The sequence below is a fragment of the Glaciecola punicea genome (assembly GCF_001756615.1).
Taxonomy (GTDB): domain Bacteria; phylum Pseudomonadota; class Gammaproteobacteria; order Enterobacterales; family Alteromonadaceae; genus Glaciecola; species Glaciecola punicea.
On record NZ_LZXY01000003.1, the window covers coordinates 276329 to 291015 of the forward strand.

The window sequence follows — 14687 nt, forward strand, 5'->3', positions numbered from 1 at the left end:
TATCCAAAAAGGTTTTGTGGGTAATTTTTGGCTTATTCAGCTAAAAATTGAGCAACTTCACTGGCACTTGGAATGGACGGAGCCGCGCCAGACTTGGTCACGCAAAGCGCCGCCGCTGCGCAAGCTGTTTTTAGTGCAAGTTCTGGGTCGCTTATGCCAGCGGCTTCATTTTTAATGTAGGTCGCTAAAAAATAGCCGGTAAAAGTATCGCCTGCGGCGGTGGTATCAAGCGCATTAACGTTAAAACCTGAAACGACGCGTTCATGGCCCTTGTGCATGTATTTAACGCCGGCTTTGCCAAGTGTTAAAATAACTTTTGTGTTGGGGTATTTATTGTGCAAGGCAACGCAAGCATCATCAATCGTGGTGGTTTGCGTCAGCTGCATTGCTTCCACTTCATTAACAAACAACAGACTTATTTTATCAAGCGCTAAGGCAGCAATATTTGGTGTCATGGGTGCAGGGTTAAAGGCAATAAGTAAACCACGCGCAGCGGCTTTGTCGATAATGTCGCCAATGGCGTTGGTTTCGTTTTGCAATAAGACCCAGTCGTTTTTGCCAGCGTTGTTAAGTATGCTGTCTATTCGCACTGAGCTAAGCTGATGATTGGCGCCAGCAAAAAGGACAATGGCATTTTCGCCTTCGCTGTTTACCTGAATAATAGCGTGCCCTGTAGCGGTATTGCTTTGTTGATCGATAAAGTCGGTGTTTACACCAGCGGTGTGTAAAATATCAACAAAAGGTGCATCGTTCTTATGCACCGCGCCAACGTGCTTTACCTCGCAGTTGGCAAGAGCACAGGCAATAGATTGATTAGCGCCTTTGCCGCCAAGCACGCTGTGATAATGTGAAGAAGATAAGGTTTCGCCAGGGCTTACAAAATGAGGAACTGTATAAATATGGTCAATATTAATTGAGCCAAAGTTAATAACCGCCATGACAACTCCTAAATACGGATAACAATGTTGTGTGGTAACCGTTGAGCATGAGTATTGTGATGATTAATTCACTCAATCAGTTTCAAAAAGTGGTGCTTCCCAAAATGCCGCTTTACGTTTTTCGTCCGTGTGCCGAATAGGACACGGCGGATGTATCATCACTGCCGTAGGCTTCTCGATACATGTCGAGCTTGCGCAATAGCAATAGAGTCAACTTCCTTAGGTTATAGCATCGGCCAGGAACATGAAACGCACATGCAAACATTCCAGGAAGCATAGGATGTTAATGGCAGTACAATCAGCGTTACTTGCTGCTTGTTGCTTCCACTGGTGTGAATATTACAACAAACTAAGCTGAGTTAAAAGCGGTGTGAAGTGATATTCACTCACAAAGCGGTCCTTAGCAAAAAGCTTGCCAGTGCTGTGGCATTATCGCGTTAACTTTAGTTTCAAAATTGCCCGCCCTTTGCTACGATGCACATCAACGAATTAAGCATTTTCACAGCGAGGTAGTCACTTTTGACCAATCAAGAATTAACGGCCACGTTACACTACGATACCGTAACTGAGGTGCTTAAAAAGCACAATATCATTGTGGATGCAGCAGAAGTCCACGGCATTTTATGCGGCATGCTGGCAGGCGGTATGAACATTGACGACCAAGAATGGATTGAAGCGCTTGCCGATGTTATTCATCAAGGTGAGGTAATACCGCCTGAAGCGCAGTCTTTAATTGAAAAAATGTTTGATAGAATATGCCAAGAGTTGATTGAAGCAGACTTTGCCTTAACCCTATGTCTGCCCCACGATAGTACCCCTATAAATGAGCGCGGCAGTGCTTTTGTTAATTGGGTGCAAGGATTTTTACTCGGCTTCGCCCTTCATCAAAACGATCTTACCGCTTGTTCGCCCGAGACCAAAGAAGCGCTAGAAGATTTCAGCGACATAGTCAAACTTGATGAAGAGATGGAAGCTAGCGAGGAGTCAGAGCGGGCACTTTTTGAAGTCCTTGAATATGTGCGAATAGGTGCCATGCTGTGCTTTAATGAACTCGGCAAGTCGATAATTGATTCTAAACACGAGTCACCATCGGTGCATTAAGTAAGTCTTTTTCACCCAAGATTACTGATAGTAAAGACTTTATAAGCTAAGATATAACAAGCAGCGTATGTATCGTACAAACGTTGCCCAAAAGAGAATACGCATGAATGTAGTCATAGACACGGCGCAATATGAAGCAAGACGTTTGCGCCTTTTACGTAACTTAAAGACAAACGCTATTGTCATAATACCGAGTGCACAAGAGACCGTTCGCAGCAATGATACTGAATATTCATTTAGGCAAAATAGTGATTTTTATTACTTAACGGGGTTTAATGAACCAGACTGTTTTTTAGTCCTATCGAATAGTTCGACTCACGCCTCAACGCCCCACACGGCCTTGTTTTTGCGTCCAAAAGATGACTTCGCCGAGATATGGCACGGGCGCAGACTCGGCATAAGCGATGCCCCTCGGGCGCTTTTACTTGACGCCGCATACTGCGTTGACGACATAGACGAAATATTACCCGACATGCTAGACGGACACGACTATTTATATTACGCACTAGGTGACAACTTACCCTCAGATGACATTGTGCAATGCGCCATGAGCGTATGCAAGCACGCGCCTAAACAGTCAAAGCAAGCGCCTGCATCAATAGTCGATGTGAGTCGTTTTATTCATGCAATGCGCGTCATAAAGTCTCCGCAAGAAATTGCCCTAATGCAGCAAAGCGCCGACATATCATGCGCCGCTCACAAGGCCGCCATGACCTTATGCAAGCCTGGGGTATTTGAGTATCAGCTAGAGGCGACCATATTATACACTTTTGCCATGCATGGCGCTCGCCATGCTGCCTATAACAGCATAGTGGGCGGCGGTGAAAATGCGTGTATTTTGCACTATGTTGAAAACAAAGATGCCTTGGCCGACGGTGATCTTGTGTTAATTGATGCAGGCAGTGAATTTCAAGGATATGCCGCCGATATAACCCGTACTTTTCCCGTGAATGGGCGATTTAGCGAGGCCCAAAAAGAGCTTTACAACATTGTGCTGTCAACCCAGTTAAGCAGCATAAGCCAGCTTGTACCGGGTCGCACTATTGCTGAGGTGATGAAAAGCGCAGTAATTATGATCACGCAAGGTTTGCTCGACTTAGGTATACTCAAGGGTGAACTAAACACCTGTATCGAAGAGGAGGCTTACAAAGCCTACTTTATGCACGGTTTAGGGCACTACTTAGGCCTAGATGTACATGATGTGGGGAATTACAAAGAAAATGGGCATGACAGACTACTCGAAGCTGGCATGGTAATGACCGTAGAGCCGGGTATTTATGTTAGCAAAAAAGCAAATGTGCCAGAAAAGTACAAAGGCATTGGGGTAAGAATAGAAGACAATATTGTGATTACCCGCAGTGGGAATGAAGTGTTAACACGCAATGTGCCTAAACGCATTGAAGATATTGAAGCGCATATGGCGCAAAATAGTGTTAAATCACGCTAAACCGTATTAATCCGCACTAAATCTAATGACAGGACACAAGAGTTTGAGTAAAAAAGTGGTTTCACAAGCCTATTTAGCCCCCTTAAAAGGCGCTATACAATACGATGTTATCATTATTGGGGCAGGCATTGTTGGGCTAACCTTGGCTATTGGCTTGGCCAAGCAGTCGCTAAAAGTTGTGCTGGTAGACGCTGGCAAACAGCCAAAACAGCCAAAACCTATTAAAGGCGATAAAGCACCTGTATTTAACGCCAGAGTAAGCGCGATTAGTAGTGCCAGCGAAGCACTATTAAAAGATCTAGACGTATGGGATAAGATTGCGCGAATGCAGCCATACACCCACATGCATGTATGGGACACAGATGGCTTTGGTGAGATTGCATTTGATACTCACTCAGTGCCCACCATGGGTACACCCAAGCTAGCGCTAGGACATATTATTGAAAATGAGGTCATAAACGCGGCTTTGTTTGAGCAGCTTACCCATTACGCCAACGCTGACTGCTATTTTAATGCTAAAGCAAGTGACTTACATACAAACGAATCGGGTGCGTCGCTGCTCATAGAGCCAAATAAAGCAGAGGCTTTTCACGCATCGGCCAAATTGTTAGTCGGCGCCGATGGGGCCAACAGTAAGGTGCGCTCAAGCTTTGGTTTTACGCATACCTTTTGGGATTATGATCACCACGGTATTGTGGCGAACGTAAGCACGCAGTACGCTCATGGAAATACAGCGCGCCAAGCCTTTACGCCTTTTGGCCCCTTAGCTTTTTTACCGCTGAGCGATCCGCATCAGTCGTCTATAGTATTTTCGCAGCAAAGCAATCAGGCGGCAAAGTTGATGGATTTAAACGACGCGGAATTTGAAAAGGCGCTACAAGTTGCGATCAATAATCACTACGGCAGCGTTACTTTAAATACACCGCGGGTTGATTTCCCATTGCGCATGCGCTACGCCAATAAATGGACATGCAAGCACGTGGCCATAATAGGCGATGCTGCTCACACCATTCATCCATTGGCAGGACAAGGCGCTAATTTGGGCATAAGCGATGTGCTTACCCTCTTAGACATTGTGGCAAAGCACAAAGACAGTTTAGGCGAGGTAGGCATGCTGCGCAAATACGAACGCTGTCGTAAAGCTGAAGCGATGAAAGTCATTGCCACTATGGAAGGTTTTAAACGCCTCTTTGATGGAGAACAGGCATTTAAAAAACTAATTAGAAACGTAGGTTTGTTAGGCGCTAATAAACTGCCCGGCGTAAAAGCATTTTTCATCGCCCAAGCGATGGGATGATTTTTCTGTGCCCTTGGGGCGTTAAGTGTATTACCCTTTATTTATTCACCATATGAATCCCGACATTTAAATTCAGTATTAGAAAGGTAAAAAATGAAAATTAGTCGCATAGGACACCGTTATTCAGACTCGCTAAGTGGCAAAACCATAGACGTTTGGTTTGCCCGTGACAACAAACGCCACTTAAGAAGCTGTCTTGCACACAAGGTAGGTATAGTTAAAAGTGACTTTGTCACGGTAGAAATCGAGTCCTTAGACCAGCCTGCGAAAAGTGCAGAAGAGGCTTACTTGCGCTTGCACTTGCTCTCGGAATGCCAAGTAAAGCCCAATGAGCAGAACTTAGAGGGTATTTTTGGTTTGCTTAACAACGTCGCATGGACCTCAGCTGGCCCTGTATTGCCTACCCGAGTTGACGAACTTCGTAGCCTAATTGCCGACGAACACCACCAGCTTGCCGTAACATCTATCGATAAATTTCCGCGCATGACCGACTATGTTATTCCGCCGGGCGTAAGAATTGGCGATGCCGATCGCGTTAGGTTAGGCGCGCACTTGTCTTCGGGCACAACGGTGATGCATGAGGGCTTTGTTAACTTCAACGCGGGTACTCTAGGCGAGTCTATGGTGGAAGGCAGAGTTACTCCGGGCGTAGTGGTAGGAAAAAACTCTGATATTGGCGCCGGAGCATCCATTATGGGTACGCTTTCAGGCGGTGGAAAACAAATCAATTCAATTGGCGAAAGAAGCCTCGTGGGCGCTAACGCGGGTATTGGGATATCGCTGGGCGATGAGTGCATTGTTGAGGCAGGCTTATATGTAACTGCCGGTACTAAAGTCAAAACACCTGACGGTGAAGTAGTTGCAGCAAGAGCACTGTCGGGTATGTCGGGTTTGCTATTTCGTAGAAACAGCCAAACCGGTGTGGTGGAAGCTATTGTGACTGACGCATCAAAATGGGGCGGTTTGAACGACAGCTTACATAGTAACGACTAAGTTAGACTAGGCACTTTTCAGGTTTTATTGCGCTTAGCTTTTGTACTGGGTTTGGTTTTTGCTTTACTCGGTTTAGAAGGCTTGCGAGTTTTTGGGCTGTCAGCGCCTATGTCAGTGTTGCTTGCTTTGTTTGTTTTACTGGGGCGGCGGTTTTTAGAAATACTCTTTAGTAAGCTTACTCTGTCGCTCACTTCAAAGCCTTTCTTAATAACGCGTTTAATAGGCGCGCCAATAAGCGATTCAATCCGATTAACGGTGCGCTCTTCTTCTCTGCTCACAAAAGAGATGGCATTGCCTGAACTGCCCGCGCGACCGGTGCGGCCAATTCGATGCACGTAGTCTTCTGGCAAATAGGGCAGGTTGTAGTTCACTACATAGTCTAGGCCTTGAATATCGATTCCGCGTGCGGCTACTTCGGTGGCAATGAGTACTTGAAGTTTAGCTGACTTGAAATCAGCTAGCGCGCGTCGGCGAGAGCCTTGGCTCTTGTCACCGTGGCACACCGCGGCGTCAATTTTACTTTGCTTAAGGGCGGCCATTAATCGGTCCGCCTGTTCTTTGGTGCTGGTAAACACTAGCACCTGAAACCAGTTTTCTTCTCTTAGCAAGGTTTTGAACAAGTTGACTTTTTTCGACTCTTCAACCGGATACATAATGTGATTAACGGTGTACGCTGTGGAGTTGAGTTTACTCACCCTCACTTCTTTATGGTTGGTGAGTATTTTATGGCATAGCTCATTCACTGCCGCAGAGCTTGTGGCTGAATACAGCAAGGTTTGCCGCTTTTTGGCAGCGTGGCTCATAATATTGTTTACGTCGCTAATAAAGCCCATATCTAACATACGATCGGCTTCATCTAGCACAATGAATTCAGCGTTGGCTAAAGTGACATTGTTTAGCGACATATGTTCTAGCAAGCGACCTGGCGTAGCAATTAGAATGTCGGTGCCTACTTTAAGTTTGCTGGTTTGCCCGCCCATTTTTACACCGCCGTACATGGCCGTCACGCTTATATCGGTAAACTGTGCATAGCGCAGAAATGCGCCTGCAAGTTGCTCAGCTAATTCTCGCGTGGGCGTTAAAATGAGCGCGCGTGGGCTACATGAAATAGTGTCTTTAGGGGTGTCGAGTATTTGCTGCAGTATAGGCAGGGCGAACGCGGCTGTTTTTCCGGTGCCAGTTTGCGCGTGTACAAGCAAATCTTGGCCGCGTCTGGCAGGTGGTATAGTTTGTTCTTGTACCGGCGTCATGTCTACGTATGCGCAGGCGTTAATGGCTTTTTGAAGAGGCTCGGCTAAATCTAAAGTTGAAAATTTCATGGGTGTCCTGTGTAGCAGTGTTGCAACAATGTGGCAGTAATTTAGGTTTTTGATGGTATAAAAGCTAAGTTAACGGCTACTACACTCAAAAATGAATGCGCAATATACAGCATTTAAGCGGTTTTTGTGAGAATAAGTGACTCTTTTTTAAGCGCCACTCCCATATCTCACTAAATATGCCGCTGCGCCGCTTCAAGCTCGTTGTTTAGGCGATTGGCTTCATCGGCCTTTGGCTTACTAAAGCGGGCAAAGGCATAATACAGCACCGGCGTTAAGAACAGTGTGAACACGACGGCCAAACCCAAGCCACCAAACACAACCCAGCCAATAGCATTACGCGCTTCAGCGCCCGCGCCGGTTGACAATATTAACGGTAGGCCACCTAATATAGTAGACACCAAGGTCATCATAATTGGCCGAAGCCTGACTTTACCAGCTTCTATTATTGCCTCTTTAATGTCCATGCCTTTATCGCGCAGCTGGTTAGCAAATTCTACCAGCAGTATTGAGTTTTTCGCTAACAGGCCAATTAGCATGACCAAGCCAATTTGCGAGTATATATTAACCGAAGTGCCCGTGAAATATAGCGCGTATATAGCAGCGGCTATGCCAAAGGGTACGGTCAGCATAACCACAAAGGCACTGTTGAAGCTTTCAAACTGCGCCGCTAATACTAGCAGTACGATTAAAAATGCGAGTACGTAGGTAAGCATAACCTCTTGGTTGGTTTCTTGGAAGGTTTGTGCCTCACCTAAAAACACCACGCCAATCCCCGCGGGAAGTGTGTCGTTCGCTATTTGCCTTATACCGTTTACGGCTTCTTCAATACTCACTTGTGCGGGCAAGTCCATTTCAAGTTCAATGGCACGACGCTGAGCATGGCGTTCAAGCTCTGCGGCAACGCCTTCTTCTGTTACATAAGCAACAGAAGACAGCGGTACAAGAGAGCCGGTATTGGAGCCTACATACAAGTTAAGTAGGCTGGAGGGGTCAAGCATATTGCGATTGTTGGTCTGTAATATGATGGGAACAGCCTGGTCGCCCACGTTTAAGTCGACTATATCGTCGCCGTTAATAGCGGCGCGAAGCACGCGCGATATATCACTAAAGGCAACACCTAGTTCTTCTGCTCTGCGTCTGTCTATATTAACGCGAAGCTGCGGCTGGTTGGGCTCATACTCTATCTCTACGCGGCCTAACTGCGGCATTTTATCTTCAATGTTTTTAGCAAAAGCGAGTGCAGCTTCGTAGATTTCTGTGTAGCTGTCGCCGGTGAGTGCCATTTCAAAGCCTCCGCCAAAGCCACGCAAGTTCAAACTATTGCCACCAAAGGCGCGACCTGGCGCCCCAGCTACCTGCGACAGCATGGGTCTAAGCTCGTCAATAATTTCTTGCTGCGAGCGTTCTCGGTCTTCCCAATTCACTAAAGGCACAGTAATAAATAAAATGTTTGGGTCCCACCTGCCCACTACGGTGTAAATTGAGGCAATCTCGCCTTGATTAATATTTGGCAGCAGCAGTTCTTCTGTTTTTAGTGCTTGACGATCCATAAAGTTCACGCCGGTGCCGTCGGGTCCGCGCGCAAATATACGCACTACGCCCCTATCTTCGGTAGGTAAAAGCTCATTTTCTAATGTGTTGAAGACAAAATACGAACCTGTGCCTATTATTAAGCACACTACCACAACGGGCACTGAAAATTTCAGTACAAAATGCAGGGCACGTTCGTAGCCATTGACGCAGGCAGTGCCAAAACGACTCAGTATGCTTGGTTTCTTTTGCTTTTCCATATCAATAGCGGGTATTTTTGCCGTAAGGGCCGGCACTAACGATAAGGCAACAAAAGACGATATAATAACACTGCCAGCTAGTACACCGCCAAACTCCCTGAACAAGCGCCCCGCTGTAGAGGGTAAAAAGGCAATAGGCACAAATACGGCGACTAATACTGCTGTGGTAGCTACTACTGCAAAAAAGACCTCGCGTGTGCCAATAACAGCTGCTGCACGAGCACCCATGCCAGCGGCGCGGCGGCGCTGAATGTTTTCTGACACCACTATGGCGTCATCCACTATAAGGCCTGTTGCAAGCACTAGCGCTAGTAAGGTCAAAATATTAATAGAAAAGCCGAAAGCCCACAGCAGCGCCAATGACCCTATAAGTGAAACAGGAATAGCTAGAGCGGGAATAAGTGTCGCCCTAAACTTCCCTATGAATACCCAAAGTGTCAAAATGACCAACACAATTGTGAACAGCAATGACTGTAATACCTCGTCTACCGAATCGCGAATAAATTCGGCGTCGTCTGAGGTTACGGTCATTTCTAGGTCGGGAAAGCGTTCGCGCAAACTTTCTACCATGCGCAATACTTCATCAGAAATTTCGATGGTATTTGAACGTGCTTGCCGAATAATGCCAAGGCCTATAACAGGGGTGCCATTTAAGCGCACGATACTGCGCAAATCAGCAGGTCCAAAATATACGTTGGCAACGTCGCCAATGCGGATGTCGCCGTCAACGACAATTTCGCGCACGTCTTGCTCGCTGATTGAGGTGGCGTCAGCGCGCACGATAAGCTGTTGATCGGTAGAGCGAATACTGCCTGCGGGCACGTCAAAGGGAGCAGTGGCAAGCGCGGCTGCTACATCAGACATAGACAGTTGAAAGCTGGTTAAGCGAAGATTGTCTACGCTTACTCGCAGCACTCGCTGGCGGTCACCGTCTAAGTTCACATCTGCTACGCCGGGTATGTTCAAAAAAAGCGGCGCTACGTCGGTCTCAACAATGTCTGTGAGGGTTTCTAAATCGTATTTTTCGCTTGAAATAGCGATGTTAACGACGCCTTGAGCGTCGTTGTCGGCCTTGATAATAGCCACTTGTTCTACTTCATCAGGCAGTCTGCGTTCAATCCTGGCAACCGACTCACGCGTTTCATTAGCGGCATCTTCAATATTGACACCGGGGCGAAACTCCACCCTAATTCGGCTGTTGCCTTCTTCACTGCTTGCATTAATCGATTTTACGCCGCTGACTCTTGCTACCGCGCCTTCTAGGCGACTAGTGACTTCTGAGTCGACTGTTTCTGGCGCTGCGCCCGGGTAATTGGCCGACACCGTAATAATAGGTCGGTCAACGTCGGGCAGTTCGCGCACTTCTAAGCCATAAAGTGCGGCGATGCCAGCAATGACAATGAGTAAATTCAATACCAGTATTAGTACTGGGCGGCGGATCGAAAGCGAGGGTAAATCATCCTTAAACAGCGAGTTTTTAAACATCAGCCTGCAGCCTCTTGTTCAGCTGAAGCGTTGCTGACATTCGCGTCTGGTAGGCCTATGTCACGAGGGTTTTGTATGTTTAACATTTGGCCATCGCGCAGGCTTTGAATGCCTTCAACTATGAGTATCTCACCGTCACTTAAGTCACCTGATACGAGTATTCGACCGCGCAGGCGCTGCTGCACCGACACCTGCACCCGTTTGGATTTATTTTCGTGCGCTAGCCACACAAATGCGCCGTTTGCGCCCCACGACAAGGCTGCTTCAGGAATAGCGACATAGCGCTGGCCGCGCACGCTTAAAGTGACTCTGAAACTCATACCGGGTCGGTATTGGTCAAATTCATTTTCGAGCAAGGCGCGTACTCTTATGGTTCTGTCTTGGGTGTTTACGCGCGAATCTAATTCGGATATTTTCGCATTAAGATTGGTATTTCTGTCGGTCCATGGCTGCAGGCTTACGTCGGGTTTTTCCATTAGATAAGCAACGGCAAGTTCAGGTGCGGCAAAGTTAACTAACAAGGATTCACGATCGTCTATGGTGGTTATTTGCGTTTGCTGTGAAATACGATCGCCCACCTCAACGTCGGTAAAGCCAACAACACCGCTAAAAGGAGCGCGCACTAAACGGTCTTCTTTATTTTCCTTGGCTTCCTCATAGGCTACCTCTGCTAATTTCAGTGTTGTTTTGGCGTCGTCTAGTTCAAGCTGGGTAACGGCGCCTTTCTCGACACTTTGCTGAACGCGGCTAAAGTTACGCTGGGCGCTTTGTAATTGAATCAGCGTGCGTTTCATGTCTATCTCTTGCAGACGGCTGTCTATGGATATTAATACATCACCTTTTTTCACCGATTGGCCAGGCACAAAGTTTACGCTAGTGACCGCGTCAGACACGCTGGGGAAAATAATTACTGAGCGCTTTGCCTGCGCGGTTCCAACTGCCTCAATATTGGTTGTTTCGTATTCAAAGCTTAAGCGCTCTACCACCACAAGTTTGGGACGATCCCCGCCAGCGCCCCATTGTGCTGATGCTTGGGGTGACAAAAGAAAAAACGCTAAGGCTAAAATAGTGCCAAATAAAGGTGACAAAAAACGTGTTGTAGACATGCTACTTCCATATTATTAACCGTTATACAAACCGGTGCTATTACGCTTACAATTGCTAGTTGTAACACTTTAGTAACGTAAAGTGATCACTTTATTAGGCTAAACAGCGAGCCAATTCGATTACATTATTTTAATCATCATTTTGCTTAGCGGTTTCAACCATTACACGAACATCTTTAAGCAATGCTTTTGCGTCGAACACAATGGCGTCTTTAAGCGTGTATTTTACACCGCCCATGCCACGGGTGCTAGAGGGTCAAACTAGCACATGAAGAGATAAAAATCACTAAAGTTATTAGGCTAAAGTATAGGATGTATTTAAATTAATGGCGTTGCGATCCTTAATTGAGAGTGACGTATTTGTGGAGAGAGAGTTGCTGTTAAAATGTCACTGCCCTTATCTAGAAGTTCAGCGTTTTGCCACCATTCGATGTCGTATAAGATGAATAGGATTATTGTTTGCGTTTATCAATTCACTGGCAAACGAGCAGGCAATGCATCTTATAAATCAGGTGCTAGACAACTCTCCAAATGATTCAAAACTTTGGCGGCAGCTTGCGCAATTAGCGCGTAACTATTATTTGCAAGGACAAGTTGCGCTGCTGAGAAACATATCGGTGTTGGAGAACCTAATTGTTAGTGAATGAAATATAGAGCAAGCTATCGGCTAATTTTTGAAGTAACGTCGTTTCCCCTGCTTGTCTTACGCCCCGAAGAATCGTTACCCCTGTCGTGTCTCTTTGAGCCCACTTAATTTAGTTAGCGTTTGATTAATGATGAAGTTACTTAATATCTGTGTTTTCATTCTTGCATCAGCCCAAGTCATTTGGCGGGTTAATGTTTATTTTTTCTATATGATTTGATCCTTGTCCCAATATGTTAACTTGGTAGTAGATATGTAAACAGAGGTAGCAATTGGTATGCGTGCGAATAACTTAAATGAAATGGTGGGCAATACCGATCTGCTCAAAATAGAGTCATTATCAGCGCTCACCGGCTGCAATATTTACGTAAAATGCGAGTATCAAAATCCAGGCGGCTCAATCAAAGACCGGGCTGCCCTGCAGATGGTTCTAGATGCGCAAGAAAAAGGCCAATTAAAGTCAGGCATGACGATAATTGAAGGCACTGCCGGTAACACCGGTATTGGACTTGCCATTGTGGCTAAAACGCTTGGTTATAAACTCAAAGTGGTTATGCCCAAAGGCCAAACTATCGAAAAGGAACGCTTAATTCGCCTGCACGGTGCACAACTGATGTTAGTTGACCCTTGCCCATTTAAAAATCCTGCTCATTTTTATCATACCGCTAAACGGATTGGTGAAGAAAATGCAGATCACTGGTGGGCAAATCAATTTGAAAACTTAAGTAATTATCGTGCTCACTACATCAATACAGGACCAGAGATTTGGGAACAAACTGAAGGGAAAATTGACGCCATCGTATCCGTTTGCGGCACGGGTGGAACCATTGCTGGAAATTCAGGCTATCTCAAACAGCAAAATGTTAAGGTGAAAGCATGGCTTATTGATCCCGATGGCTCTGGCATATACAACTTTTTAAAAAATAAAGAATATAAGTCGCAGGGCAGTTCATTTACCGAGGGCATCGGTATTATGCGCACCGTCGATAATTTCCGTCAGGCCAAAATAGATTATGCGGTCAATTTACCCGATGTTGATTTAATTACTGTTGCACATTATTTGGCAAAAAACGATGCTATTGTGCTTGGCAGCAGTTCTGCACTTAACGTTGCTGGAGCACTACGAGCGGCAGCGGCATCAGGTCCCGGTAAGACCATAGTTACCTTTGCTTGTGACGCAGGAGAACGTTCTTATTCAAAGCTTTACAACCCAGACTTCTTAAATGAAAAAAACTTATCTCAGCCTAACCCAGACATCAACGCTTTGTTTGAACGTTATAAAGCGCAAGCTATGAATAATGTCGTGAGCGTGTAAATGTGCGTTAAACGAAGTAGATGACTTTGTTTAACGCCCAATCCGCGCTTTTAAATAACTCGACAGGGTTTGGCAACGGTTTATTTCTATGAGTTGAACCACAGTCGATTACACTTTATTTTTATTAATCTATTTAGTGCTGGCTGTTATCTTGGTTGCGGGTAAATATGCAGTTTGTTTTTAGCTGATATATAACCGGTAATACTAGCGCGAAGATGATCAGCGCACCAGAAATAACAAATAGGTCGACTGAAATTAAGCTACCATTTATGTCTATTCTTGCCTGTATATAAATCCCTGTAAATAAAAAAATGAAAGATAAAAAAACGTACAGGCCCCATTTTCTGTTGAGAAATATACCTAATAGACACGTAGTGGAAAAAGCAAAAGCAGTTAGGCATAGAATAAGGTTCATCGCTAATCTACTATCAGTGTCACTAAGCGCGATAATCTGATTTACAAGTAAATACGCTGAACCCAAAACCAGACAAACAGATAAGCAAACTAAACTAGCAATAACTGAAAGTTTCATGGTGTTTAAAAAATGGGCGTTATTTTCGCCCATACTCCTAAGGTGTTTTGTTAGTCAATAAATATAGCCATACCAGAACCAATTAACATACCTGCACCTGCTCCTATTCCAAAAGCGGCGGCAATACCGCTAGCCGACATAGAAGTGGGTGCAAATAAGGTAACAGCTAAGGGGGCGAACCAAATTAAGCCACCACTTGTTTCATGTGTTTCAATTAACGTTAATTCTTTCATTTTCGTACTCCTTTACTGGTTGTTATCTAATCGCGTTATAAGTTGCAATACCGCTAAATGTTGCGGTAAAAACCGCTATTTCGCCATAAAGTGCGAAAGCTACAAAAAATGGCACTAGACCACCATTCACGTTGGCAAGTTCGTTTACGTTTAACGCATTCACTTTGTATTTCCTTGTGTTTGATATTTTAAGTTATTGACCATTATGCACTTTGTATTTAACAATAGTGCGTAGCGAGTTTCCATAAAGTTGTAGAACAGCTCGCTAGACAAATAGTAGTGCGTTATGTGAATATTTTCACCTGTACCTAAGTTGTGTTTATATTAAAGCCCAATCTGTATGTTTGAATTAATGTTTAAAACTCAAAGGGCCTCTAAACCCACGAGATTACACACGTAAACCTATTCTGAATATTGTAAAGTCTGAAACTGAAACTGAAACTGAAACTGAGTCGTAAGTATAAGTAAACCCTTGTGGCAGATTAGTT

General features: G+C 45.3%; 12 protein-coding genes and 1 other RNA gene. 6 read left to right on the plus strand and 7 right to left on the minus strand.

Going from position 1 to position 14687, the window contains the following annotated elements; genetic code table 11:
- Positions 1–32: 32 nt before the first annotated feature.
- Positions 33–938, minus strand: a complete 906-nt coding sequence (locus BAE46_RS05390; protein WP_006006550.1) for a ribokinase — start codon at positions 936–938, stop codon at positions 33–35.
- A 92-nt stretch (positions 939–1030) separates the two neighbouring features.
- A non-coding RNA gene (ssrS, locus tag BAE46_RS05395) (6S RNA) lies at positions 1031–1214 on the minus strand.
- Between the two features lie 243 nt (positions 1215–1457).
- Between ssrS and BAE46_RS05400 the strand changes: the two genes are divergently transcribed.
- The 4 genes from BAE46_RS05400 to BAE46_RS05415 all read left to right on the plus strand — a co-directional run bounded on the left by BAE46_RS05400 (position 1458) and on the right by BAE46_RS05415 (position 5776).
- Entirely contained in the window at positions 1458–2039 is a 582-nt protein-coding gene (locus BAE46_RS05400) for a UPF0149 family protein (RefSeq protein WP_006006551.1), read from the plus strand.
- A gap of 103 nt (positions 2040–2142) precedes the next feature.
- The gene (pepP, locus tag BAE46_RS05405; RefSeq protein ID WP_006006552.1) at positions 2143–3486 is read left to right on the plus strand and encodes a Xaa-Pro aminopeptidase; all 1344 of its coding nucleotides are present in this window, start codon (positions 2143–2145) and stop codon (positions 3484–3486) included.
- Between the two features lie 43 nt (positions 3487–3529).
- On the plus strand, positions 3530–4783 hold the full coding sequence (locus tag BAE46_RS05410; protein WP_006006553.1) for a UbiH/UbiF/VisC/COQ6 family ubiquinone biosynthesis hydroxylase: 1254 nt from the start codon (positions 3530–3532) through the stop codon (positions 4781–4783).
- A 93-nt stretch (positions 4784–4876) separates the two neighbouring features.
- Positions 4877–5776 carry a DapH/DapD/GlmU-related protein gene (locus BAE46_RS05415; protein WP_006006554.1) on the plus strand — a complete coding sequence of 300 codons (900 nt, stop codon included), beginning with the start codon at positions 4877–4879 and terminating at the stop codon, positions 5774–5776.
- A gap of 17 nt (positions 5777–5793) precedes the next feature.
- Here the strand turns inward: BAE46_RS05415 and BAE46_RS05420 are convergent, their stop codons facing one another.
- The 3 genes from BAE46_RS05420 to BAE46_RS05430 form a co-directional block, all read right to left on the minus strand.
- Entirely contained in the window at positions 5794–7095 is a 1302-nt protein-coding gene (locus BAE46_RS05420; RefSeq protein ID WP_006006555.1) for a DEAD/DEAH box helicase, read from the minus strand.
- A gap of 170 nt (positions 7096–7265) precedes the next feature.
- Positions 7266–10370, minus strand: coding sequence for an efflux RND transporter permease subunit (locus BAE46_RS05425; protein ID WP_070111916.1), 3105 nt, complete (start codon positions 10368–10370; stop codon positions 7266–7268).
- Complete coding sequence (locus BAE46_RS05430) at positions 10370–11476, minus strand: efflux RND transporter periplasmic adaptor subunit (protein WP_070111917.1); 1107 nt, start codon at positions 11474–11476, stop codon at positions 10370–10372. Before BAE46_RS05430 ends, BAE46_RS05425 begins: the two co-directional genes overlap by 1 nt.
- A 494-nt stretch (positions 11477–11970) precedes the next feature.
- On the opposite strand from BAE46_RS05430, the gene BAE46_RS14755 reads away from it, so the two are divergent.
- Positions 11971–12123: a hypothetical protein gene (locus BAE46_RS14755; protein WP_158309274.1), complete on the plus strand. Its 153-nt coding sequence runs from the start codon at positions 11971–11973 to the stop codon at positions 12121–12123.
- Between the two features lie 273 nt (positions 12124–12396).
- Entirely contained in the window at positions 12397–13434 is a 1038-nt protein-coding gene (locus BAE46_RS05440) for a cysteine synthase A (protein WP_070111918.1), read from the plus strand.
- 582 nt (positions 13435–14016) lie between these two features.
- Here the strand turns inward: BAE46_RS05440 and BAE46_RS05450 are convergent.
- Positions 14017–14199 carry a hypothetical protein gene (locus BAE46_RS05450; protein WP_070111920.1) on the minus strand — a complete coding sequence of 61 codons (183 nt, stop codon included), beginning with the start codon at positions 14197–14199 and terminating at the stop codon, positions 14017–14019.
- A 22-nt stretch (positions 14200–14221) separates the two neighbouring features.
- Positions 14222–14362: a class IIb bacteriocin, lactobin A/cerein 7B family gene (locus BAE46_RS14300; RefSeq protein WP_006006569.1), complete on the minus strand. Its 141-nt coding sequence runs from the start codon at positions 14360–14362 to the stop codon at positions 14222–14224.
- Between the last annotated feature and the right edge of the window lie 325 nt (positions 14363–14687).